Raw genomic sequence first — 23,355 nt, 5'->3', positions numbered from 1 at the left:
GTCGGGGTGGCGGTGGGGGCGGCCAGGTCTCGGCCCACTCGGCGGAGGCCTTGCAGGTCGTGCACGTCCTCCGCCTGCGCGGGGACGGCGGTGACCGGGACGGTCGGGTGGGTGGACGCGAAGTGGTCGCGGAGGCGCTCTTCGCGGGCGGCCAGCTGCATGCGGTCGGTATGCAGGCGCAGGAGGGCGGCGGTCAGTGGATGCTCGCCGCGCTCCTCAAGGGTCTCTGCGGCGGCCTGGCTCCGGGCGGCCGACAGCGACTCCGCCGTTGACTCGTGGACGCGGTTGACGACGAGGCCACCAAGGGGCATCCGCTCCTCAGCGAGGCGCTCCACGAAGTACGACGCCTCACGGAGCGCATCGGGCTCGGGCGCGGCGACGACCAGGAACGCTGTGCCGGGTGTCTGGAGGAGCTTGAACGTCTTCTCCGCGCGCTCCCGGAACCCGCCGAACATCGTGTCGAACGCGGCGACGAAGGTCTGCACATCGCGCAGGAGCTGGACGCCGAGGACCCTGTTGATGACGCCGGTGAACATGCCGAACCCCGCACTGATGACCTTGACGCCGAAGCGGCCGCCGGTCTTGGCGGGGGCGGCGAGGATCTTCATGAATCGGCCGTCGAGGAATCGGCCCATCCGTTCGGGCGCGTCGAGGAAGTCCAGGGCGTTCCGGGACGGCGGGGTGTCGACAATGATCAGATCCCACGCGCCGGAGCGGTGCAGCTGTCCGAGCTTCTCCATCGCCATGTACTCCTGCGTGCCCGACAGGCTGGAGGAGAGCGACTGGTAGAAGGGATTGGCGAGGATCTGCTTGGCCCGGTCGGGGTCGGCGTGCGCCTCGACGATCTCGTCGAAGGTGCGCTTCATGTCGAGCATCATGGCGTGCAGCTCACCATCGCCGTTGACCTCGATCTTGCGCGGACTGTTGTCCAGCTCGGACAGCCCCATCGACTGGGCCAGCCGGCGAGCCGGGTCCACGGTGAGGACGACGACGTCCCGGCCCCGCTCGGCAGCACGAACGCCAAGAGCGGCGGCGGTGGTGGTCTTGCCGACCCCACCGGACCCGCAACACACGATGATCTTCGTGCGAGGGTCGTCGAGCAGCGCGTCGACATCGAGGGCGGGCGGAGTCCTGCCGGTCATCGGGTCACCTCTGCGGTTCGGGACGCACGGTCGGCGAGCCGGCAGGCGGCCGGGCCAGGTGGAGTGGCGGGTGTCATGCGGCGCCTTGGGCGCGGAGGGCGGCGGCCAGGTCGTAGAGGCCGGCCAGGTCCATGCCGTCGGAGAGGAGGGGAAGTGTGTAGCGAGGGCGGTCGATCGCCTCCAGGCGTTCCTTTTCGCGGCGCTGCAAGGCGGTGCGGCGGGCGTGCTCGCCGGCCTCGGCGGCGAGGGCGGTGGCGATCGACTCGGCGTCGTGTTCCAGCCCGGCGGCCTTGACGCCGCGGAGGATCTCGTCGGCGTCCAGGGTGCCGGCGGCCGCGGCGGCGAGGTCGTCCTCGGTGAGGACGGGTGTGTGCTCCATGTTGATGATCACGCCGCCGACCGGGAGGCCGACCTCGGTGAGGTCGTGGATGCCGTCCATCGTCTCCTGGACGGGCATCTCCTCCAGGAGGGTGACGAAGTGCACTGCGGTCTCGGGGCTGCGGACGACCTTCATCACGGTGTCGGCGTGGTTGCGGACCGGTCCAACCTTCGCGAGCCCGGAGATCTCGTCGTTGACGTTCAGGAACTTCGTGATGCGGCCGGTGGGAGGGGCGTCCATGACCACGGCGTCGTAGATGAACGAGCCGTCCTTCTTCTTGCGCCGTACCGACTCGCTGGTCTTCCCGGTGAGGATCACGTCGCGCAGGCCGGGGGCGATGGTGGTGACGAAGTCGACGACGCCGAGCTTGGACATCGCCTTTCCGGCGCGCTTGAGGTTGTAGAACATCTCCAGGTACTCGATGAGCGCGTCCTCGGTGTCGATGGCGAGCGCGTAGACGTCCCCGCCGTCCGGTGCGACGGCGACGCGCCGCTCCTCGTAGGGCAGCGGCGGGCAGTCGAAGAGCTGGGCTATGCCCTGGCGCCCTTCGACCTCCACCAGCAGCACCTTGCGGCCGCCCGCGGCCAGCGCCAAGGCGAGTGCGGCCGCGACGGTGGTCTTGCCCGTGCCGCCCTTGCCGGTGACCACATGGAGGCGTACGCCGTCCCAGTCGGTGTCTCTCGCGCTCACCCGATCGACCATATCGTTCGCTCGGCAAGGACTTTAGGGGGCGCCCTCTCTCATGCAAGTGATCCCTGACACGGTGCCGTCCGCGTTTTGGAGATCGCCCTGCGGGGCCGTTGTTTCGGACGTGCCCGCGCGGTTAGCTGGAAAACGTGAAACCGGTCTTTGGGCCGGTCCGTCTGAACCTCGGGGGTTCAGGGTCTCCGGACCCGGAGGGGCATCCCTTCGGGCCATTCGGCAGGCCACGCGAGAAAGGTGCCCGTGATGGAAGCGGTAGCCCTCGTCATACTGCTCATCGTCGTGGTGGGCGGGCTGATCACCCTGGCGTCGTCGCTGCGGGTGGTCCAGCAGTTCGAGCACGGCATCGTGTTCCGGTTCGGCCAGGTGCAGCGGAGCGGGCAGTTGCGTCCAGGCGCGGTCCGCTCGCCCGGCCTGACGGTGATCTTGCCCATCGCCGAACGGATGCAGAAGGTCAACCAGCAGACGGTCACGATGGGGGTGCCAGCGCAGGACGGCATCACCCAGGACAACGTGAGCGTGCGCGTCGACGCCGTCGTCTACTTCCGGGTGGTCGACCCGGTGAAGGCGATCGTCAACGTCCAGGACTATGGTTACGCGATCTCGCAGGTGGCGCAGACGTCGCTGCGGTCGGCGATCGGCCAGGCCGATATGCAGGAGCTGCTCGGCGAACGCGAGAAGATCAATGTCAGGCTCCGAGCGATCATGGACGAGATCACCCAGGATCCCTGGGGCATCCTGATCGAGCGGGTCGAGATCAAGGACGTCTCGCTGCCCGAGGGCATGAAGCGCTCGATGGCCCGGCAGGCCGAGGCGGAGCGCGAGCGCCGCGCCCGCATCATCACCGCGGACGGCGAGTTCCAGGCGTCCAAGCGCCTCGCGGCGGCCGCGGAGATCATGTCGCAGGACCCGGCGGCCCTGCAGCTGCGCCTGCTGCAGACCGTCGTGGAGGTCTCCGCCGAGAAGAACAGCACGCTGGTCATGCCGCTGCCGGTGGAGATCCTGCGGTTCTTCGACCGCGTCGCGGGCGGCGGCTCCGGCCAGGGCGGCGACGCTGCCGCACCCCAAAAGCCGGGCCTCGCGGAACGGCTCGCCAAGGCGGAGGAGGAGTTGGCGAAGGCAGCCGAACAGTCCTCGACACTGCCGTCCGCCGAGGACGTCCCGCCGGTCATCGGACTGGACGAGCCCAAGCCGCACCACAGCTTGCGCAAATCCGAGGAGTCGCCGGAGGTCTCTGGTCCGGCAGCCGATCAGCCGCGTGGGATCGGGGGCGGTCAGGGCCCGGCCGCGGAGCAGGCACCAGGCGGTGAGGAGCCGCCCGCTCAGAGCTGAGCGCGGCGCGGGCCGTCTCCTCGCGCCGGAGCCGGGCAGCCGCGCTCGCGCCCGGGCGCGGCGATGGCGGTGCTGACCGGCACCGTCCGTCCCGGCGGTTCGGTCAGACTGCTGGTGGCCGGGCAGGTCGCGGCGCTGCACCGCGCGGTCTCCGGGCACTTCGACGACGCCCGGGTCGCTCCGGTTCGCCATGGTCAGGGTGCGGCGGCGGGGCGGCATCGCCTGATCCAGGTCAATCGGCATGCTCGCCACGGTGAACAGCGCCGACCCGTCCGGCAGCGTCGGCACTGGTTCGCTTGCCAATTGCGGCTCGCTGACCTCCGGGCCGGCGTCCGACGCGAGCCCACCGCTGCTGCGGCACCAGTTGTTCACGACCTCGGGACCGGTTCTGGTTCGAGCTGGTCAGGGCACCGTGTGAGATGGGCAGGCGAGTGCCGCATGGAGGGGGCAGATGGTCCGTTAGTCATGGGCCCGGCTCTTGTTTTGGCCGGTTGTGAGCGCGGTGCGCGGTGGGCAGGTGAGGTGCCGGGACGGTCAGTTTCGGTTCAGCCAGTCGGAGCGTGGTGTGTGGTGTGTGCGTGAGGTGCCGGTAGCTGATCGGTTAGGTCAAGGGGTCGCCCTTACAGGCTGGTCGGGGGCTGGGTGTGCGATGGGGCATGAAGCGCCGCATGCAGAGGACTGTCATGGTCGTTCACGTCGTCGGGTCGGGCTCTGGTTCTGGCTGGTTGCGGGTGTGGCGGGCGTGTGAGGTGTCGGATGTTGGGGGTGATCGGTTAGGTCGTGGGGGCTGGTTCTGGCTGATTGGGGGCAGCGTGCTTGGTGGGCATGGTGAAGTGCCGGACGCCGGGGACGGCGGCCGTCCCGAGGCAACTGGTGCCCACCAGGAACGCCGCGATCATCAGGGGTGTGGACGGGCCCCATGCTGAGGCGGCCCACGGGGCGAGCGCGTAGCCAAGGGGCGCCCCGGCCAGCGAGAGCAGCCAGTCGTAGGAGGTGACGCGGGCGAGCGCCTGCTGTGGGATGGTCATCTGCACGACCGTCTCCCAGGTCGGGTTGAGGACGCCGAGGCCGACGAGGGCCAGTCCGTACGTCCCGATGACCAGCGGCGCGGGTGCGGTGACGGCCAGTAGGGCGAGGGGCAGCGCCAGCAGGGCCAGGCCCACATTCGCGACGAGCACGGGTCGGCGGGGCCGGATGCGGGCGGCAAGGAGCGCGCCGGCGAGCAGTCCGATCGCGCCGACCTGGACGGTCGCGATCCATGTCTTCTCGCCGCCGAGCCGCTCGACCGCGAGCGCGGGCCCAAGGGTCAGGAGGACGACGGAAGCGCCGTTCCAGACCGAGTGCGCGATCAAACTCGTCCAGTACCAGTCGCGTGAGCGGACCTCCGACCAGCCCTCGACCAGGTCGGCGCGCAGCGAGCGGCTTGGGATCGGGACGTGGCGGACGCGGGTCGCCGCGAGCAGGGCGGCGCTCGCGGCGAACGAGGCCGAGTCGAGGACGAACGTCCAGCCGGGGCCGACGGTCAGCACGAACGTTCCGGCGAGGGCGGGCCCGACGACCCTGGTCGCGCCGTTGGCCGCGCCGAGCAGGGAGTTGGCCCGGTGCAGGCCGGACGGGGCGACGGTGCCCGCGACGAGCGGCGAGATGGTGGGCATCTGGAAGGCCGAGGCCGTCCCACCGATCACCTGCGCGACGGCGAGGTGCCAGAGCGCCGGGTGTCCGCTGAGCAACTCGATGCCGGCGAACAGTTGGGCGCCGCAGCCCATCAGATCGGTGACGAGCGCGACCGTGCGGGCGTTGAGGCGGTCCGCTACGACGCCGCCGATCGGCAGCAGGACCAGGCGCGGCACCATCGCGCAGGCGAGCACGAGGGCGAGCGCGGACGTCGAGCCGGTCGCACGGAGGACGGCGAGGGCGAGCGCGGCGGGTACGGCCGCGTCACCAGTGAGGGACAGGACACGGGAGCCGAACAGTAGCCGGAAGTCGCGGCCGCGGAGGGGATGGGCCATGCGGAGGAATGTAATTCGCCAGCGAACTATTCGTCAACGAATTATGCGGTGACGAGGAGGCAGGGCCGTACCATCCGTGCATGGGCCTCAGCGAGCACCCCACTCAACGGACGGACCGCGCGGACTGGACCGGCCGAACGGATCGGACGGCCCCCAGCGTCCCGCCAGAGGACGCGGAAGAAGGGGCGACGCCACGCGACCGGACCGACTCCCACGTCGCGCGGTGGACGCCGATCCTGCCCGACCTCGATCCCGACATCGAGGGCGCCGTCACGCGGATGGTGTTCTTCGTGGAGCATCTGAAGCGCATCCGTGAGAAGTCCCTGACCGACTTCGACCTGCAGCGACACGAGTACGACACGCTGCACGGCCTGGCGGGACGACACGGCCGCGCGGCCCCGTCAGAGCTCGCCGCCGACCTCGGCATGGCCCCCAACTCGATCACCGGACGCCTGGACGCGCTCGAACGCCGCGGCTTCGTCCGCCGCACCCCGTCCGCCACCGACCGGCGGCGCGTCATCGTCGAACTCACCGAGGAGGGACGGGCCGCCTGGCTGGGCGCGATGGGCGGCGTGGGCCACGAGGAGTACCGGACGCTCAGCGCCCTTGACGCCGACGAGCGCCGAACCCTCTCCGACCTCCTGCGCCGCATCATGCTCCGCGCCGAACAGACCTGACCAGCGCCCGGAAGGCCCGTCCCGCGGCGATGGCCGACCGGCCGACTTCCCCCTCCCCTCGCGATGTCCGACCGGCCGGGACTCCCCCTCTCGTCGCGATGGCTGACTGGCCGGGCTCCCCGTTCCGTCGCGATGTCTGACCGGCCGGGTTCGCCCCTCCTGTCGCGATGGCTCACCGGCCGGGGCTCCCGTCCCGCCGCGATGTCCGACCGGCGGGCTCCCCCGTCCCGCCGGATGGTCTGTCTCGCTGCGATGCTCGGTTGGTCGGCGCACTCGCCCCTTTCGCGCTGGTTGTTCGGTGGAGGCCCGTCGTGTCGTGGTGCTTGTTTTGGGTGGAGGGGCCTCGTCGCTCTGCGGTGCCTGTTTGGCTGGAATGTCTGTCTCGCTGAAGTGCCGAGGCGGTCGTGAGGCTTGCCCGCTCTGTGGTTTTCGGTGGGTCCGTCCTTCGGTGGTGCTTGGTCGGTTGGAGGGTTCGTCGCGTCCGGATGCTTGTTTGGTGGGAGGGCTTGTCGCAGTGGGTGGGTGATCGGGTTGTAGTTGCATCGGGTTGGTTGGTCGAGCCGGGGGCTGTGCCGCTGTGTTGTGGGGTGGTCGGAGGGCGCGTTCCTTTGCGGCGGTTAGGTGGGTGGAGGCTCGTTAACTCGATGAGATGGGTGGTGCGGGTGAGGGTTAGGTGGCGTTTTGGGGGTATGGAGGTGTTTCGGGCAGTTAGGGCGATGGACGTGGCGGCGCGAGTGGTGAGCTTGTCGAGGAGTTGGATGGAGGGGTGGGCGGTGAGCCTCCGGTAGGGCGTCGAGCGGCGTCGCAGGGATCTTTCGCTCGGCAGGGCCAAGAACGGGCCGACGCCATCGGCGACCCGCTGGCATGGCGTCGTGAACTTCCCGATTTCCCTCTCGTACGCGGCCGCGTCTAGCTCACTTGCCAGGACGTAGGCGCACACCGATCGCGACGTGGTGGCCGGGGGCGGCGGGGAACTCGGTCTCCTCGGCGAACGCCAGGCGCTGCACGTTGGAGCGCAGACCGTCCGCGCCGAAGACCTGGTCGAAGGTTCTGGGTGCGCCGTGTTCGAAGGTCACCCCGTCGGGGGTCTCGGTCATGGATGCGATCGAGTCGTCGAACATGTACTCGGCGGCGTGCTTAGCCCGTGCGTAGAGGATGTCGGCGAGGTCGCCGCGCAGGATCTCCGCCGCGTCACAGGTGAACGAGGCGGGCAGGCTGACCTGGGCGCGGCCGCCCGTGTCGATGAGGGAGAAGCGCCGCTGTGGGGCTGCCGCAGGCGGGTCTCGTTCAGGATGCCCATCTCCTCCAGGACGCAAGGAAGATCAGCGCCTTCCCGCCCGGATGCGGCGCCGGTGCCCGTTTAACGACTGTTGCGTCGAAGCCGTATCGCGTCGGCCAGAAGGTCAGGCGGGCCCGGCGATGCTCGCCCCGAGATCAGCATGTTCTTGTTCATCGGTCCGCTCCTGTCGTTTCGCTTTCCGCCATCGTCATGAAGGAGACTCGCGGGGGACACTGACCGTCCCATGCGGCCTCCCGGAACATCGCGGGGACGGGGGAGGTTACGTCAGTGGGTTCGAGACCAGGGGGTGAGCCCGAATCATGAGCACGATGGCCGAGGCGCGGCGTCGCCAGGACGCGAAGGGCGCGTTCAACGCCGCCACGGACGACCGTTCCACGCATCAACTGCTCGGCATCATTGCCGGCGAGGGCAGCTCGATGATCATGTTGGAGCTGGAGAAGGGGACGCGGGGGCAGGCCGACCTCGGCCGCGCGCTCCCTGGCGTCAGCGCAGAGACGTTGGTGCAGACGCTCCGCTCGCTGGAGCGGGACGGGTTCGTGGCGCGCAGCGCGGTGCCGTCCGTCCCGGAGCAGGACGAGTACACGCTGACGGTGTTGGGCGAGCGCCTGATCCCGCTGCTCGACTCGGTGCGGCACTGGGCCCAGCGCAACATGGGCGAAGTGCGCGCGGCGCGCGCGCACCACGACGCAGTCGAAGGCTGAGCGCCGGTCGGAGACGGCTATTGCCGGACGGTGGGTTCGGGCAGGTGCGGGACGGGCCGATCGCTAGGGTGAGGCGCATGACGAAGTGGGAGTACGCAACCGTTCCGCTGCTGGTGCACGCGACCAAGCAGATTCTTGACAATTGGGGGCAGGACGGATGGGAGCTCGTCACCGTCCTGCCGGGTCCGAACCCGGAGAACCTCGTGGCGTACTTCAAGCGCGAGGTGCAGTCCTGACGCCGGGTCAGGACATCCTGTGCCCATGACAAGCTTGATCATCGGTTGAGTGCGGGGCGGGTCGGGACGGCCCGCCCCCACGAGGAGGGGAGTGGCCATGAGCACGCCCGAGGAGCGGATCGGCGAACTGGGACTGGAATTGCCGGAGGTCGTCGCGCCGCTCGCGTCCTACGTCCCAACGGCGCGGACAGGTTCGCTCGTCTACACGGCTGGACAGGTGCCGCTGGTCAAGGGCGAACTGCCCATCACCGGGAAGGTCGGCGCGGAGGTCACCGCCGAGCAGGCCGTCGAGCAGGCCCGGATCTGCGCGCTCAACGCCATCGCGGCCCTCAAGGCCGAGGTCGGCGAGCTGTCGCGGGTGGTCCGGATCGTCAAGGTCGTCGGGTTCGTGGCGAGCGCCCCGGACTTCGACGGTCAGCCGAAGGTGATCAACGGCGCCAGCGACCTGCTGGGCGAGGTGTTCGGGGACGCCGGCCGACACGCGAGGAGCGCCGTGGGCGTCGCCGTCCTGCCGCGCAACGCGCCTGTTGAGGTGGAGCTGATCGCCGAGGTCTCCTCCTGACGACCGTCGATGCTGCCGAGGTCGAGTCGCGGCGTCGGTTGCTCCGGAAGGACCAGCTTGAGCTGGCGGGCCTGGCTGGTGCGATCGAGTTGACTGACCGGGTCGGTTTGCAAGTCTGGCCGACGCGGTAGATCGGTTGGCTGAGCCCGTCGGGCCAGCCAGTTCCTGTGGGCTGACCGATCCTCCCGGAGCCTGTCGGGTCAGCTGATCCCTCCGGGATGGGCGGTTGAGTTCGGTCGGTGCGGTTTGGGGGTGGTAGGCGCCGCGTGAAGCGTTCCTGCTGTTCGGTGCTGGTTTCAGCCGGGATCGGGGGGTTGACGGAATGACGTTCGGTATGTCCGAATGGGCCGCCATGAGGATCATGCGTTGGGCGGGGTGACAGTGAACGGGTTGAAGTTGCCCGCGGAGCTGCGCGACCGGATCGAGGGCGTCCTCTCCGGCCGGATGCGGCCCGCTCCCGCGCGCCACTCGGCGACCGTGGTCGTGTTGCGCGACCATGCCGTGCACGGACTTCAAGCGTTCATGCTGCGGCGGGTGCGTTCCATGGCGTTCGCACCGGGCGCGCACGTGTTTCCCGGTGGTTCGGTCGATCCGAGGGACGGGGAGGCCGATCTCGCGTGGTCCGGTCCGTCCCCGGCCGAGTGGGGCGCCGCGTTCAACGCCGACGAGACGCTCGCCCGGGAGCTGGTGTGCGCGGCGGTCCGGGAGACGTTCGAGGAGAGTCTCGTCCTGCTGGCGGGTCCGACGGCGGAGTCGGTTGTGGACGACACGCGAGGGGACGAGTGGGAAGCCGATCGTCAGGCGCTGCTAGACCGTTCCCAGTCGTTCGGCAGGTTCCTCGACCGGCGCGGGCTTGTCCTCCGATCAGACTTGCTCCGTCCCTGGGCGCACTGGGTCACCCCGGCGATCGAGCCGAAGCGTTTCGACACTCGTTTCTTCGTGGCCGCGATACCGGAAGGGCAACGGGCGCGGGACGTCAGCACCGAAGCCGACCAGGTGGCCTGGGTCCGTCCCGCTGAGGCCGCAGAGCGCGCGCGGAAGGGAGAGTGGGTCATGCTTCCACCGACCCTCGCGACGCTGTCCGAGCTCGCCGAGTTCGAGACCGTCGCGGACGTGCTGGCCGCGCCGCGCGAGATCGTCGTCCTGGAGCCCACAGCGGAGATCGTCGACGGCGAGGCGTACCTCGTCATGCCCGAGAGCGTCCCGCTGCTCTACGCGCAGGGCTGAGCCGTGCTGCCGCGCCGCCTGGCCCCGCTGTCCCGGGCCGTCCTGTGGCGGCTGGCCGGGACGTCGGTGCTGCGGCACCTCGATCGTCTCGGCTGGAACCCGGCCCGTCATCCTGATCGCGCCTCGGGCAGGATGGGTGAGATGAGCGAGATCGACGGGATGGGGACGGAACGGGCGACCTGCGTGCTGGCGCCGAACCCGTCCGCGATGACCCTGGACGGCACCAACACGTGGATCATCGCCGAGCCCGGCGCCGACGAGGTCGTGATCGTCGATCCCGGCCCGAAGGACGGCAAGCACCTGCGCCGCGTCGTGGACACCGTCGCGTCGCAAGGCCGGCGGGTGGGGCTCGTCCTGCTCACCCACGGGCACCCTGACCATGCCGCCGGCGCCGCGAAGTTCGCCGATCTGGCGGGCGGACGGGTCAAGGTGCGGGCGCTCGACCCGCGGCACCGGCTCGGCGACGAGGGCCTCTCCGAGGGGGACGTCGTCACCACGGGCGGGCTGGAACTGCGGGTCATGGAGACCCCGGGCCACACCGACGACTCGCTCACGTTCTGGCTTCCGGCGGACGGCGCCGTCCTCACCGGGGACACCGTCCTCGGGTACGGGTCGACCGTGCTGGAGGGCAAGCTCGGCGACTACCTGAACTCCCTCGACCGGCTCCGCGCGTTCTCCGCCGAGGTCGAGGCCGCCACGATCCTGCCAGGTCACGGGCCCAAGCTGGACGATCCGCTCGCCGCTCTGGACCACTACATCGACCACCGCCGCGCGCGGCTCGCCCAGGTCGAGGCCGCCGTCGCGGCCGGCGCCCGCACGGCCCGCGAGGTCGTCGAACGCGTCTACGCCGACGTCGACAAGGCGTTGTGGCCGGCGGCCGAGTGGTCCGTCCGGTCGCAGTTGGAGTACCTCGAATCGCGCCGATAGCCGCGTATCGGACGCGCCGGAGGTCGAACGCCCCGGAAGGCGGACGCTTCGGATCGAACGCCCCGGAAGGCGGACGCTTCGGATCGAACGCCCCGGAAGGCGGGCGTTCGGGCGCCGGAGCGGTTCCGGGCGCCCTGACTGCGCTCCGGGGTCTGCACGATCGGGGTGCGATCGTGCAGACCCGTCGCCTACTTGGAGCGCTTGCGGAGCCGTTCGATGTCGAGGATCACGACGGCCCGCGCCTCGATGCGCAGCCAGTTGCGCTGGGCGAAGTCGGCGAGCGCCTTGTTGACCGTCTCGCGGGACGCGCCGACGAGCTGCGCCAGCTCCTCCTGCGTGAGGTCGTGATGGACGTGCAGGCCCGCCTCGGACGGCTGGCCGAACCGTTCGGCCAGGTCGAGCAGCGCCTTGGCGACACGCCCGGGCACGTCGGTGAAGACCAGGTCGGCCATCACGTCGTTGGTCTTGCGCAGCCGCTGCGCGAGCGCGCGCAGGAGCTGGACGGCCACCTCCGGGTGGCCCGTCAGCCACGGGCGCAGATCGTCGTGGCCCAGGCCGGCCAGGCGGCACTCGGTCACCGCGATCGCGCTCGCGGTGCGGGGCCGCGGGTCGAACAGCGACAGCTCGCCGAACATCTCGGACGGGCCGAGCACGCTCAGCAGGTTCTCCCTGCCGTCCGGCGCCGTCCGGGTCAGCTTGATCTTGCCCTCCAGGACGACGTACAGGCGGTCGCCCGTCTCGCCCTCGTTGAAGAGCGTCTGACCGCGTGCGAGCCGCACCTCGGTCACGTTGGCGCGCAGCGCCTTGGCGCCCTGCTCGTCGAGGGCCTCGAAGAGCGGGGCTCTGCTCAGAACGTCCACGTCGCGGTCGGTCACGCTTCTCCTCCTCGAACACCTACATGCATAGTGTGACCTACGTCCCACCGCGTGCGTGAAGGTAGGGTCACGGCGCGCCGAAACGCGGGACCGAGCAACTACCCTTGCCCTCGTGCCTCGCAACGGTAGTCCCGCCCCCGCGGCGGCGCCCCGTCGGCCTCGGGCCGAGACGCGCCTCGCCCTCGTCCGCCGTGCCCGGCGGATCAACCGAGAGCTCGCCGCGCTCTATCCCGACGCCCACTGTGAGCTGGACTTCACGAATCCACTTGAGCTGTTGGTCGCCACGATCCTGTCCGCCCAGTGTACGGACCGCCGGGTGAATGCCGTCACTCCGGCTCTCTTCACCCGTTACCGGACCGCCGAGGACTACGCCGCGGCCGACCGCGAGGAGCTGGAGTCGATCATCCAGTCGACGGGCTTCTTCCGCGCCAAGGCGAACAACATCATCAAGCTCGGGCACGAGCTGAGCGAGCGCCACGACGGCGAGGTGCCCGGGCGGCTGAAAGACCTGGTCGAGCTGCCCGGCGTCGGACGCAAGACCGCCAACGTCGTCCTCGGCAACGCCTTCGACGTCCCGGGGATCACCGTCGACACCCACTTCGGCCGGCTCGCCCGCCGCTTCGGCTGGACGGAGGAGAGCGACCCGGTCAAGGTCGAGAAGGAGATCGGCGAGCTGATCCCGCGCAAGGACTGGACGATGCTGTCGCACCGGCTGATCTGGCACGGCCGCCGCATCTGCCACTCGCGCCGTCCCGCCTGCGGGGCCTGTCCCCTCGCCTCGCTCTGCCCGTCGTTCGGCGAGGGTCCGACCGACGAGGCGGCCGCCCGCAAACTGGTGAAGACGGGCCCGTTCTCCTGAGCGGCTACCCGCAGGCGCCCCCGGGCGGTGCGGCCGCTTTCCTGAGCGGCCGCACGAACGCGCTCCCGAGCGGTGTGACCGCCCTCCTGAGCGGCCGCACGAACGCGCTCCCGAGCGCCCGGCCGCTCGCTTGAGCGGCCCTAACGACGATCTGGGAAGGAACGTGAGCGTTCTGGAGTTGGGAAATGGCGTGACCGAGACCGCACCCTCGTGCCCACCGTGGCTCGACCGCTTCCGCGCCGAGGCGCCGTTGATGCCGGTGCCGTCGTTCGTCCGACCGGCCCCGGGCGCGCGCGCCGCTGCGGTGCTGATCCTGTTCGGCGAGGGCCCGGACGGTCCGGACGTCCTGCTCACCGAGCGGGCCGTCACTCTCAACAAGCACGCCGGGCAGCCCGCGTTCCCCGGCGGCCGCATCGACCCCGAGGACGACGGGCCGGTCGCGGCGGCGCTGCGCGAGGCGTGGGAGGAGGCCGGGGTCGACCCGTCCGGCGTCGACGTCCTCTGCACGCTGCCCGAGCTGTACCTGTCGCACAGCGAGCACCGGGTCACGCCCGTCGCCGGCTGGTGGCGCGAGCCGTCCGACATCGCCCCGGGCCATCCGGGGGAGGTCGCGCTGGTCGCGCGCGTCCCGATCGCCGAACTCGTCGACCCGGCGAACCGGCTGACCGTCCGGCACCCGTCCGGGGTGAAGTACGGGCCCGCGTTCCGCGTCCGCGACATGCTGGTGTGGGGGTTCACGGCGGGCCTGCTCACCAAGGTGCTCGACGTCGGCGGCTGGGACCGTCCCTGGGACGCAGGTCGCGTCGAGGACCTGCCCGCCGAGGTCCTGAACCTGGCCTCGCGCGACTGACGACGGCCGTCCCGGAACCGCCCGGCTCCGGGCGCAGGTCAGGCGGGACGTCTCATTCCAGGCGCGTACGGTGGCGGCGCCGCATCGTCCCGGACGGCTACCGGGTGCACCGCAATCTGGTACAACGAGGGGACGTCGACAAGGGCCGCCGCACTATACGGTGAAGCGGTGCTGCACGACCACCTTCTCGACCTCATCCTCCTCGTGCTCGTCGTGCTTTTCGGGGTCTCGGGCTATCGGCAGGGCTTCATCGTCAGTCTGCTGAGCTTCGTGGGCTTCGTCGGCGGCGGCGTCCTGGGCGTGGTCATCGCCCCGCCGATCGCCGAGGCGGCCGTGAACGGTGCCGCTCAGCGGGCGCTGCTCGCCATCGTGATCGCGTTCCTGGCCGCCACGCTCGGCCAGCTGGTCGCCTCCTCGGCGGGAGCCGTCCTGCGCAACCGCGTGACCGGCCTGAACGCGCGCACCGCGGACGCGGTCGGCGGCACCTTCGTCAGCTCCCTGTCGCTGCTCATCGTCGCGTGGTTCTTCGGCCACCTGGTCGCCGAGTCGGATTTCAAGCCGGTCCGGACGCAGGTCAAGGGCTCCTCGATCATCAAGGGCGTCAACGGGGTGATGCCCACGCAGGCGCAGGGCTGGTTCTCCTCGTTCCAGGGCTTCGTCAAGAGCAGCGAGTTCCCGCAGGTCTTCAACGGGCTCGGCGGCGAGTCGGTCGTGCAGGTGCCGCCGCCGGACGACTCGATACTCAACACCGACTCGCTCCGGGCCGTCCGCCGCAGCATCGTCAAGGTCGTCAGCACGGCGCCGCGGTGCGAGCGGCGGATCGAGGGCACGGGGTTCGTGTTCGCACCCGAGCACATCATGACGAACGCGCACGTCGTCGCCGGCGCCCAGGGCCCCTCGGTCGTGGCCTCGCTGAACGGCTCGACCGATCGCGGACGCGTCGTCCTGTACGACCCCAAGCGCGATGTGGCGGTCCTGTACGTTCCGGGGCTGTCGGCGCCGCCGTTGAAGTTCGCCGCCTCGGCCCGGGTCCGTGACAACGCCATCATCGCCGGTTTCCCGAAGAACCAGCCGTTCCGCACCGGCGCCGCCCGTATCCGCGCCCGGCAGACCGCCAGGGGCCCGGACATCTACCACAGCGGTCAGGTCAGCCGCGAGATCTACGCCCTCCGCGGCAAGGTCGAGCCGGGCAACTCTGGAGGGCCGCTCCTGTCCACGGACGGTCGCGTGTACGGCGTCATCTTCGCGGCGGCACTGGACTCCCCGTCCACCGGCTACGCGCTCACGGCCGAAGAGGTGGCCTCCGACGCGCGCGAGGGCCAGAACCTCAAGACCCCTGTCTCCACCCAGAGCTGCTCTGACTGAACCCCCCGGGTTGTTAGGCGCTCGTCAGGTGGAGGCTCGCCGGCCCGTCCACGGGGCGATCGATCAGATCACGGGCCTGCCGGACGATTCCTTCCACGTCGATGCCATGCGGAGGGGCCGTCTTGTACGGCTCCAGGCGCTCTGCGGCGCGGCCCAACAGAGACTGGGCGCCTCTTGTGTTGCCCCGGCGCATGTGGGTGATGCCGACGGCGGCCTGTGCGAGAGCACGCCACAGCTCCCGCTCGTCCTCTGGAGCGGCCTTCCAGACGGCCTCCAGGACCTCGTGCGCGTGGAACGGCCGGTCGGCGTCCAAGAGCCGCTGTGCCTCGACCAGTGCCTCGGCGGGTTCCATGTCGATGTCGTCCGGCATCGTCGGGATGCCTTCGGCGCCGTGGGGTAGCGGCCGTCCGTACGCGTCGCGTGGCCGGGCGTTCCTTGCCCGGCCTGCCTCGTCCCGATCCCGCATCCCCCTACGCTAACGCGACGAGCGTCCAAGGGAGGCCCGGGGGCCCGGCCGGTGCGCGTGCAAGGGGCGGAGGGCGCCGATGCGTCAGCGTTCGGGTTCGGGGTCGGTCAGCCAGCCAAGGAGTTGGGAGTCGAACGCGCGCGGGCGTTCCTCATGGGGGAAGTGTCCTGTCCCTTCGATGAGCTTCCAGCGGTACGGGCCAGCCACGTAGCGGCCTGAGCCTTGGGCACTGGCGGGGAGCGTGCACGTGTCGAGGGCACCGTGCAACTGGAGCGTGGGGGCCTGAATGGGCGTGCGCATGCGATGCGCATAGCGGATGCCGTCCGGACGTGGTTGCGACCGGATCAGCCACCGGTGGTACTCCAGCGCGCTGTGTGCCGTCCCAGGGATCTGTATTGCCCGCCGGACGAGGCGTTCGGTGCGCTCGTCCGGCCAGCCGGGTCCGGACCACTCGTGCAGGAGCCTGCCCACAAGGGCCGCATCGTCGCGGACGAGGCGCCGCTCCGGCCACATCGGGACCTGGAAGCCCAGCGTGTGGCGTGTCGCCCAGCCCTGCCCGCGCGGGTCCGCGCGGACGGCCTGCCGCAGCCGGAGGGGGTGCGGCGCGCTCACCACGGCGAGACGCTGGACGATCTTCGGGTGGTAGACGGCCATCGTCCAGGCCAGGAGCCCGCCCCAGTCGTGCCCGACGACGATCGCGTTGGCCTCCCCCAGGGCGCGGACGAGCCCGGCGGCGTCCCCGGCGAGGGTGACCAGGTCGTACCCGCGGGGCGGTTTGTCGCTGCCGCCGTATCCGCGCAGGTCGACCGCCGCCGCGCGGTAGCCCGCCGCGGCGAGCGAGACCAGCTGGTTGTGCCAGGACCACCAGAACTCGGGGAAGCCGTGCAGCAGCAGGACGAGCGGCCCCTCGCCGGCCTCGGCGACGTGGAACCGCGTCCCGCCGGCGCTGATCGCGCGGTGGGTCCACGGTCCGTCGACCTCGATCAGCGAGGTGTCGTGCCCGGCCATGGCGGCCCCTCAGTCCGTCAGCGCGGGGGTGTCCGAGTCGGCGCCGCGGTGCCGCAGCATGGACAGGTCGTCCTTCAGCGTCCTGCGGGTCCGCTTCGCCCCTTCGATCTTGCGCATGCGCAGGTAGCCGAAGCCGATCAGGCCGGCGGCCAGCACCAGGTACACGCCCGAGACGATCAGGAACGCGGCCCAGTGCCAGATCCCGAGCGCGACCAGGCCGTACGCCAGCGCGATCGACAGCAGGATGACGATCAGCCCGCCGATCAGCGCGGCGATCGTGAACATCACGCTGCCGAGCGCCGCCTTCTTGGCGTCGGCCTTGAGCTCCAGCTTGGCCAGCTCCATCTCCGCCCTGACCAGGTTGGAGACGTTGCCTGACGCCAGGGCGACCAGCTCCCCGAGGGATTTGTCCTCGATGCGCTCCCCTGGCAATGCCTCGGACATATAGCTTTCTCCTTCCAGAGCCCCGGCTTCCACGCCGTCCCCAGCCTGGCAGCCGGGCGGTTCGTCCGGCCACCCGGTGTCACGACGTCAGTCCAGGCGCGCGCGCTGACGCACCCTTCTCCGGAAGACGACGGTGGCGGCCGCCGAAGCGAGGATGCTCGCGATCAGGACCGCAGTCGTCACTCTCTCGAATTGTGACGGGTCGGTATAGGCCAAACCGCCGATCAGCAGTGAAACGGTGAAACCCACCCCGGCGAGCATCGCGACTCCCGCGATCTCCCGCCAGTACAGGTCCTCCCCGAGCGTCGCCAGGCCGAGCCGTACGGCCGTCCAGGCTCCGCCGAAGACTCCCACGAACTTACCGATCACCAGACCCGCGATCACCCCGAGGGCCACCCGATCGCCGAACACCGCCCCCAGCTGCGACGCGCTGAGCCCAACGCCCGCCGACAGGAACGCGAACACCGGCACGCAGAACCCGGCGGAGAACGGCCTCAGCGCATGGTCGGTCCGTTCGGCGTTCGTGGGACGCTCGTCGGGCGTCTCCTTGGAATTGGTCAGCATCCCCAAGGCGACACCGGCGACCGTAGCGTGGATCCCGCTCCGCTGGACGAAGTACCAGCCGAGGACGGCCAGCGGCACGTAGATCCAGGGCGAGCGGACGTCCCTGGACTGCAGCACCCCGTACGCGGCGATCAGCACCACACCGATCACCAGCGGCGCCACGCGCAGCTCGTCCGTGTAGAAGAGCGCGATGATCGTGATGGCGATCAGGTCGTCCACCACGGCGAGGGTCAGCAGGAACGCGCGCAGCGGCGCCGGGCACGTGCTGAACGTCACCGCCAGCACAGCCAGCGCGAACGCGATGTCCGTGGCCGTCGGCACCGCCCACCCGCGTGCCGCGTCCGGCTCCCCGGCGCTCACCACCAGGAAGATCAGCGCGGGCACCACCACCCCGGCCGTCGCCGCGATCACGGGCAGCGCCGCGTCCCGCACGTCGCGGAGCTCGCCGTGGGCCAGTTCCTCGCGCAGCTCCAGACCGGCGATGTAGAAGAACACCGCGAGGAGGCCGCCGGACGCCCAGTGCTGCACATCCATATGCCCGAGGTGAAGCCAGTGCGGACTGATCTCGTATGTCTGCAGATCGGTGTAGGACGACTCCCACGGCGTATTGGCCCACACCAGCGCGGCCACTGTCGCGGTCAACATGATGATGCCGCCGACCGTCTCGGTGCGGAGCGCTCGCGCGACCTGGCCGCCGTAACGCACCGTCGGTCGAAACGGCCATACGGTGGCGACAGGACGTCTGGTAGGTGGGCGCGGCATGCAAAATCCCCCGGGACGGTACTGGACAGGCGAGTCGGCTCTCACGGCTCCGCGTCCCCTTCGGCGAGGACGAACCGTTCACTGCCGACCAGACTTCCCGGCGCACCTGCTCAGCAGACTACCCAGCCGATCACCCTCTACGCGCCGCCCTCTACCTGTGCGTTCTCCACGCCTAGCCGCCTTCGTGGCACAGGTTCCCGTGTACTCCTTCGGACGTGAGACGGCCCGCGCAAGAGAGGCGCAGTGCGCTGCTCCCCGGCGCGGGCCGCCGTTCGTTCTCGCCGTCCGACGTGGTCAGCCGTCCGATCTGGTCAGTCGCCTGGCCTGGTCAGTCGTCCGACTTCGTCAGTCGTCGGACTTGGTGCTCGGCAGTTTTTCGGAGATGAGGTCCATCACCGTGTTGTCGGCGAGGGTGGAGACGTCCCCGATGCTGCGGTTCTCGGCGACGTCGCGCAGCAGCCGCCGCATGATCTTGCCGGAGCGGGTCTTGGGCAGCTCCGGGACGATCATGATCTGGCGGGGCTTGGCGATCGGGCCGAGCGCCTTGGCGACATGGTCGCGCAGCTCCTTGAGGAAGTCCGCTCCCTCCACTTCGCCGCCCGCGCTGCCGCGCGGGATGACGAACGAGACGATGGCCTGGCCCGTCACCGGGTCGGTCGCGCCGACCACCGCCGCCTCGGCCACCTTCGGATGCGACACCAGCGCCGACTCCACCTCCGTCGTGGAGATGTTGTGGCCCGACACCAGCATCACGTCGTCGACCCGGCCGAGCAGCCACAGGTCGCCGTCGGTGTCCTTCTTGGCTCCGTCACCGGCGAAGTACAGGCCGTCGAACCGCGACCAGTACGTCTTGACGTACCGCTCGTCGTCGCCCCAGATGGTCCGGAGCATGGACGGCCACGGCTCCTTGACCACGAGGAACCCGCCGCCGCCGTTCGGCACCGACCGGCCCTGGTCGTCCACCACGTCCGCCGCGATGCCCGGCAGTGGACGCATCGCCGCACCCGGCTTGCCCGCCGTCACGCCCGGCAGCGGGCTGATCATGATGCCGCCCGTCTCGGTCTGCCACCACGTGTCGACGACCGGGGTCTTGCCTGCGCCGATGTGCTCGCGGTACCAGACGTAGGCCTCGGGGTTGATCGGCTCGCCGACCGACCCCAGCACGCGCAGCGACGACAGGTCGAACCGCGCGGGGATGTCGTCGCCCCACTTCATGAACGTGCGGATCGCCGTCGGCGCCGTGTAGAAGATCGAGACCTTGTACTTCTGGATGACCTCCCACCAGCGGCCCTGGTGCGGCGTGTCCGGCGTGCCCTCGTACATCACGCTGGTCGCGCCGTTGGCGAGCGGCCCGTACACGATGTAGGAGTGCCCGGTCACCCAGCCGATGTCGGCCGAGCACCAGTACACGTCCTTCTCCGGCTTCAGGTCGAACACCGCGTGGTGCGTGTAGGCGACCTGGGTGAGGTAACCGCCCGTGGTGTGCAGGATCCCCTTCGGCTTACCCGTCGTCCCGGACGTGTAGAGGATGAACAGCGGGTGCTCGGCGTCCAAGGGGACGGGCGTGTGCGCATCGCTCTGCCGGTCCACGATGTCCTGCCACCACACATCGCGCTCGTTCTCGACGACCTCTTCGCCGGTGCGGCGCACCACGAGGACGTTCCGGACGCCGGGGGTCTGCGCGACCGCCTCGTCCACGGTCGGCTTCAGCGCGGACGCCTTGCCGCGCCGGTACCCGCCGTCGGCGGTGATGACGAGCGTGGCCTGCGCATCGTCGATGCGGGTGCGCAGCGCCTCGGCGGAGAACCCGCCGAACACCACCGAGTGGGTGGCGCCGATCCGCGCGCACGCCAGCATCGAGATCGGCAGCTCGGGGATCATCGGCAGGTAGATCGCCACCCGGTCGCCCTTGGCGACGCCGAGTTCTTGCAGGGCGTTCGCGGTCTTGTTCACCTCCCGCTGCAGGTCGGCGTAGGTGAGCGTGCGGCTGTCGCCCGGCTCGCCCTCCCAGTGGAAGGCGATCTTCGCGCCCCGTCCGGCCTCGACGTGCCGGTCCACGCAGTTGTAGGCGACGTTCAGCTCGCCGCCCACGAACCACTTGGCGAACGGGGGATTGCTCCAGTCGAGGACCTCGTCCCACGGCTTGGCCCACGCCAGCCGCTCCGCCTGCCGGGCCCAGAAGCCCAGACGATCCTCGGCCGCCTCATCGTACGCCTCGGCCTTGACGTTCGCCGACTCGGCGAGCTCGGCCGGAGGTGGGAAGCGCCGCGACTCCTGCAGGAGGTTCGACAGTGTTTCTTGGCTCTGGCTCAACGCGTACTCCTTGCTAGCTGAAGCGGGGGTCGCCCGGTGTGCCCACTTCACCAGGGAAGGTCCCGCCCACACAAGGCCGTCTTCCCGGCATGTAGAGCACGAACATGCGCGGCACTCTGGCTTCGGACGATGCTATGTGATGCCTGGTACGCCTGCCCTTCCCCGCCCCCCGAAACGCCAACCGAACCTGTGCCGCCGCCCAGCAACCCGGCCGATGCACGAACCCGCGCCGGGGATACACCCCTCACACTGGGTTAGGTCGCACCCCTTACCGCCCGGTCACGTCTCTGGGTTGACCGGTCCAGCCGGTGAGGGCCGCTGCGTGGAGGCTTCCGGCGACCGCATAAAGTCGGGCCGTGACCGATGCCTTTGCTGATGTGGCCAGCCTGCCCGGCGTGGCCGAGGCCACGGCCGACGCGCGCGCCGCCGTGGACCGGCTGCTCGGCCATCGGGTCCTGCGACGCCGCAGCGCCGACGTCTCCACAGAGTCCGCGCTGCGCGGCGCCCGGTCCTCAGCCGTTCTCGAAGGCGCCTCGGTCACGCTGGACGAGCTGCGCACCACCGAGCACCCGCACGACCCCGTCGTCCAAGGCGCGCTGCGCGTCTCCGCCGAACTGGGGACGCTGGCGGAGACCTGGCGGCACGCGCCCCGGCAGGTCCTCGCGCGCCTGCACGTCCTCGCCGCCGCGGACGCCGTCGACAGCGCCGACCTCGGCCGCCCGCGCCCGGACGGCCGTCCCGTCAAGGACGTCCTGGGCCTCGGCGACCCGCCGTCCCCGTCCGAGGTGGCGACGCGGCTCGACGCGCTCAGCGGACTGCTGACCCAGCCCACCAAGGCCCCGGCGCTGGTCGTCGCGGCCATCGTCCACGGCGAGCTGCTGACCCTGCGCCCGTTCGGCTGGGGGGACGGTCTCGTCGCACGCGCCGCGCAGCGCCTTACCCTGGTCGCCCGCGGGCTCGACCCCAAATCGCTGACCGCGCCCGAGGTCGGCCACGCCGAACTCGCCGGCGACTACGCCGAAGCGCTCCGCGCGTACGTCTCCGGCACGCCAGAGGGCGTCGTCGCCTGGATCGGGCACTGCTCCGCCGCCACGGCGGCAGCGGCCCGAGACTCCCAAGCGATTTGCGAAGCATTCCTCCGCGGCTGACCCCGGCTACGGCCCAGCGGCCAGCTTCGACCGGCTGACTCGCTGTGCGGCCTGGGAAACGTCCACGGCTGCCTTCCTGCGGGGTTGGTGCACCGCCTGGCGATCGATCCCCCGAGCGGCTGGCCATCCTTAGTCGCCCCTCCCTAGGGTCGACGGTTCGCTTGTCAGAGGGACAGGTCATTGTGTCCTCATGGCCGATCGCAAGGACGGGCGACCCGCAGCGCCCACCGAGACCACCATCGCCTCCGCCGACTGGGACTCGCGTGACCTGTCGGGTGAGCAACACGAGCGCGTCCTGTTCGTCGACGTGGACATGACCGAGGCCGCCGGCGTCGGGGCCGTGTTCACCGATTGCACGTTCCGGGGCGTCCGATTCAACGCGTCTACCCACACGGACGCGGCGTTCCTCAACTGCACGTTCGTCCGCTGTGGTTTCTTCGATGCGACGTTCGCGGGATGCAAGCTCGTGGGCAGCATGTTCGACGGCTGCACGTACGACCTGATGAAGGTGCAAGGCGGCGACTGGTCGTTCACCGGCCTGCCGGGTGCCGACCTGCGACGCGCGTCGTTCACCGACGTCCGCATGCGCGAGGTCGACCTCACCGGCGCGCGCTGCGCCGGAGCCACCATCCGTGGAGTCGACCTGTCCGGCGGATGGCTGCACAAGGCCGACCTGTCTGGCTGCGACCTGCGCGGGAGCGAGATCTCGTCGATCGATCCGTTGACGGTCGAACTCAGGCACACGATCATCGACCCGTACCAGGCGATCGTGCTCGCGACGTCTCTCGGCCTGGACGTCCGCGACTCGCCCGCGTAGCGAACACCACCCACGACAGCTCGTCGTCCTACGAACGCTGTGGATTCGTCGTTCCGCGAACGGCGTCCGGGACGGGCGTGCCCTCCGTCACCCCACTCACGTAGCGAACGGCGTCCAAGCCCGGCGTGGCCCCGTCGTCTCCTCACGTGCCGCACCGAGCAGGCGCGTCTCACCGGAGAGCGAACGCACGCATCGGACGGGAGGCCGACGTACAGGCGCATCTGACCGGGGAACAGCGAACGGCGCCCCTCTACGGGACGCCGTCGCCAGTCACGTCACACCGGGTTACCAAGCGTGCACCTCAATTCGTCGGACCGGGTCAAGCCCGTCTCGACGCGCCTCCCGCGGCTGGTCGCGCGTGGGTGCCCGGCTGCCGTGCTCGGACACGTGGTCCGTAGAACCTGTCTACGCCTCATCCGCCCAGCTGACAACCCCCCATTCGCAAAACAGGAGCGCCATGGCAACGCGTCGCCGGGACGATGCGAAAGTGCCCACTGAGCTCCCAAAAGGATGGAAGTGCCATTTCGGACCTATCCACAACTCCCCCCAGTGGCCCGAAATCGATCACACACCGTGATCGTTTCTTTTTGGCCGCCGATCGTCCGGGCTGCCGGAAGGATCTTTAGTTCTCCTGTACGCTCCCACTCCCGTCCCGTTGCATACGGCGGGGGCGGGAACGGGGCCGCAGGG

At 70.2% G+C, this 23,355-nt stretch carries 23 protein-coding genes; 13 read left to right on the top strand and 10 right to left on the bottom strand.

Annotated elements, in window-relative coordinates; translation table 11 throughout:
- Positions 1–1,142: ATPase BagB (gene bagB / locus E1298_RS24595; RefSeq protein ID WP_131897164.1), on the bottom strand; the 1,142-nt coding region annotated here is incomplete at its 3' end.
- Positions 1,143–1,215: 73 nt separating this feature from the next.
- A complete protein-coding gene (gene bagA / locus E1298_RS24590) occupies positions 1,216–2,211 on the bottom strand; it encodes an ATPase BagA (protein WP_131897162.1) in 996 nt (331 codons plus the stop codon).
- Between the two features lie 258 nt (positions 2,212–2,469).
- Between bagA and E1298_RS24585 the strand changes: the two genes are divergently transcribed.
- Together E1298_RS24585 and E1298_RS48365 are read left to right on the top strand one after the other, a co-directional pair.
- Complete coding sequence (locus tag E1298_RS24585; RefSeq protein ID WP_131897160.1) at positions 2,470–3,555, top strand: slipin family protein; 1,086 nt, start codon at positions 2,470–2,472, stop codon at positions 3,553–3,555.
- A gap of 241 nt (positions 3,556–3,796) precedes the next feature.
- A complete protein-coding gene (locus E1298_RS48365) occupies positions 3,797–3,973 on the top strand; it encodes a hypothetical protein (protein ID WP_165975645.1) in 177 nt (58 codons plus the stop codon).
- A 355-nt stretch (positions 3,974–4,328) separates the two neighbouring features.
- On the opposite strand, the gene E1298_RS24580 is transcribed toward E1298_RS48365, so the two are convergent.
- On the bottom strand, positions 4,329–5,564 hold the full coding sequence (locus E1298_RS24580; protein ID WP_131897158.1) for an MFS transporter: 1,236 nt from the start codon (positions 5,562–5,564) through the stop codon (positions 4,329–4,331).
- An 80-nt stretch (positions 5,565–5,644) separates the two neighbouring features.
- Between E1298_RS24580 and E1298_RS24575 the strand changes: the two genes are divergently transcribed.
- Positions 5,645–6,241 carry a MarR family winged helix-turn-helix transcriptional regulator gene (locus E1298_RS24575; RefSeq protein ID WP_131897156.1) on the top strand — a complete coding sequence of 199 codons (597 nt, stop codon included), beginning with the start codon at positions 5,645–5,647 and terminating at the stop codon, positions 6,239–6,241.
- Between the two features lie 914 nt (positions 6,242–7,155).
- Here E1298_RS24575 and E1298_RS49630 read toward each other — a convergent pair.
- A complete protein-coding gene (locus E1298_RS49630) occupies positions 7,156–7,557 on the bottom strand; it encodes a Rossmann-fold NAD(P)-binding domain-containing protein (protein ID WP_207944811.1) in 402 nt (133 codons plus the stop codon).
- Positions 7,558–7,840: 283 nt separating this feature from the next.
- On the opposite strand from E1298_RS49630, the gene E1298_RS24565 reads away from it, so the two are divergent.
- The 5 genes from E1298_RS24565 to E1298_RS24545 all read left to right on the top strand — a co-directional run bounded on the left by E1298_RS24565 (position 7,841) and on the right by E1298_RS24545 (position 11,194).
- Positions 7,841–8,242 carry a winged helix-turn-helix transcriptional regulator gene (locus E1298_RS24565; RefSeq protein ID WP_131897154.1) on the top strand — a complete coding sequence of 134 codons (402 nt, stop codon included), beginning with the start codon at positions 7,841–7,843 and terminating at the stop codon, positions 8,240–8,242.
- A 77-nt stretch (positions 8,243–8,319) separates the two neighbouring features.
- Positions 8,320–8,478 carry a Sp36 family protein gene (gene sp36, locus E1298_RS24560; protein ID WP_131897152.1) on the top strand — a complete coding sequence of 53 codons (159 nt, stop codon included), beginning with the start codon at positions 8,320–8,322 and terminating at the stop codon, positions 8,476–8,478.
- A gap of 97 nt (positions 8,479–8,575) precedes the next feature.
- Positions 8,576–9,040, top strand: a complete 465-nt coding sequence (locus E1298_RS24555) for a RidA family protein (RefSeq protein WP_131897148.1) — start codon at positions 8,576–8,578, stop codon at positions 9,038–9,040.
- A gap of 390 nt (positions 9,041–9,430) precedes the next feature.
- The gene (locus tag E1298_RS24550) at positions 9,431–10,267 is read left to right on the top strand and encodes an NUDIX hydrolase (RefSeq protein ID WP_243725773.1); all 837 of its coding nucleotides are present in this window, start codon (positions 9,431–9,433) and stop codon (positions 10,265–10,267) included.
- 141 nt (positions 10,268–10,408) lie between these two features.
- Positions 10,409–11,194: an MBL fold metallo-hydrolase gene (locus E1298_RS24545; protein ID WP_243725774.1), complete on the top strand. Its 786-nt coding sequence runs from the start codon at positions 10,409–10,411 to the stop codon at positions 11,192–11,194.
- Positions 11,195–11,382: 188 nt separating this feature from the next.
- Here the strand turns inward: E1298_RS24545 and E1298_RS24540 are convergent, their stop codons facing one another.
- Positions 11,383–12,069, bottom strand: a complete 687-nt coding sequence (locus E1298_RS24540) for a Crp/Fnr family transcriptional regulator (protein WP_067483689.1) — start codon at positions 12,067–12,069, stop codon at positions 11,383–11,385.
- Between the two features lie 112 nt (positions 12,070–12,181).
- Between E1298_RS24540 and nth the strand changes: the two genes are divergently transcribed.
- The 3 genes from nth to E1298_RS24525 all read left to right on the top strand — a co-directional run bounded on the left by nth (position 12,182) and on the right by E1298_RS24525 (position 15,143).
- The gene (gene nth / locus E1298_RS24535; protein WP_131897146.1) at positions 12,182–12,928 is read left to right on the top strand and encodes an endonuclease III; all 747 of its coding nucleotides are present in this window, start codon (positions 12,182–12,184) and stop codon (positions 12,926–12,928) included.
- A 190-nt stretch (positions 12,929–13,118) separates the two neighbouring features.
- Positions 13,119–13,778, top strand: coding sequence for an NUDIX hydrolase (locus E1298_RS24530; protein WP_424923132.1), 660 nt, complete (start codon positions 13,119–13,121; stop codon positions 13,776–13,778).
- A 168-nt stretch (positions 13,779–13,946) separates the two neighbouring features.
- Positions 13,947–15,143 (top strand): MarP family serine protease, encoded by a 1,197-nt coding sequence (locus E1298_RS24525; protein ID WP_207944810.1) that lies wholly within the window; start codon positions 13,947–13,949, stop codon positions 15,141–15,143.
- A gap of 13 nt (positions 15,144–15,156) precedes the next feature.
- Here E1298_RS24525 and E1298_RS24520 read toward each other — a convergent pair whose 3' ends face one another.
- The 5 genes from E1298_RS24520 to acs form a co-directional block, all read right to left on the bottom strand.
- Positions 15,157–15,609, bottom strand: a complete 453-nt coding sequence (locus E1298_RS24520; RefSeq protein ID WP_131897144.1) for a DUF309 domain-containing protein — start codon at positions 15,607–15,609, stop codon at positions 15,157–15,159.
- An 84-nt stretch (positions 15,610–15,693) separates the two neighbouring features.
- Positions 15,694–16,617 carry an alpha/beta fold hydrolase gene (locus E1298_RS24515; protein WP_131897142.1) on the bottom strand — a complete coding sequence of 308 codons (924 nt, stop codon included), beginning with the start codon at positions 16,615–16,617 and terminating at the stop codon, positions 15,694–15,696.
- Between the two features lie 9 nt (positions 16,618–16,626).
- A complete protein-coding gene (locus tag E1298_RS24510) occupies positions 16,627–17,061 on the bottom strand; it encodes a phage holin family protein (RefSeq protein WP_131897140.1) in 435 nt (144 codons plus the stop codon).
- An 87-nt stretch (positions 17,062–17,148) separates the two neighbouring features.
- A complete protein-coding gene (gene nhaA / locus E1298_RS24505; protein WP_131897138.1) occupies positions 17,149–18,387 on the bottom strand; it encodes a Na+/H+ antiporter NhaA in 1,239 nt (412 codons plus the stop codon).
- A gap of 345 nt (positions 18,388–18,732) precedes the next feature.
- Entirely contained in the window at positions 18,733–20,700 is a 1,968-nt protein-coding gene (gene acs, locus E1298_RS24500; protein ID WP_131897136.1) for an acetate--CoA ligase, read from the bottom strand.
- A gap of 356 nt (positions 20,701–21,056) precedes the next feature.
- On the opposite strand from acs, the gene E1298_RS24495 reads away from it, so the two are divergent.
- Both E1298_RS24495 and E1298_RS24490 read left to right on the top strand, forming a co-directional pair.
- A complete protein-coding gene (locus tag E1298_RS24495) occupies positions 21,057–21,848 on the top strand; it encodes a Fic family protein (RefSeq protein ID WP_131897134.1) in 792 nt (263 codons plus the stop codon).
- Positions 21,849–22,038: 190 nt separating this feature from the next.
- On the top strand, positions 22,039–22,665 hold the full coding sequence (locus E1298_RS24490) for a pentapeptide repeat-containing protein (protein ID WP_131897132.1): 627 nt from the start codon (positions 22,039–22,041) through the stop codon (positions 22,663–22,665).
- Positions 22,666–23,355: the final 690 nt, after the last annotated feature.

Origin of the sequence: Actinomadura rubrisoli (genome assembly GCF_004349215.1) — a bacterium.
GTDB lineage: Bacteria > Actinomycetota > Actinomycetes > Streptosporangiales > Streptosporangiaceae > Spirillospora > Spirillospora rubrisoli.
This window is presented reverse-complemented; position numbering and strand designations above follow the sequence as displayed.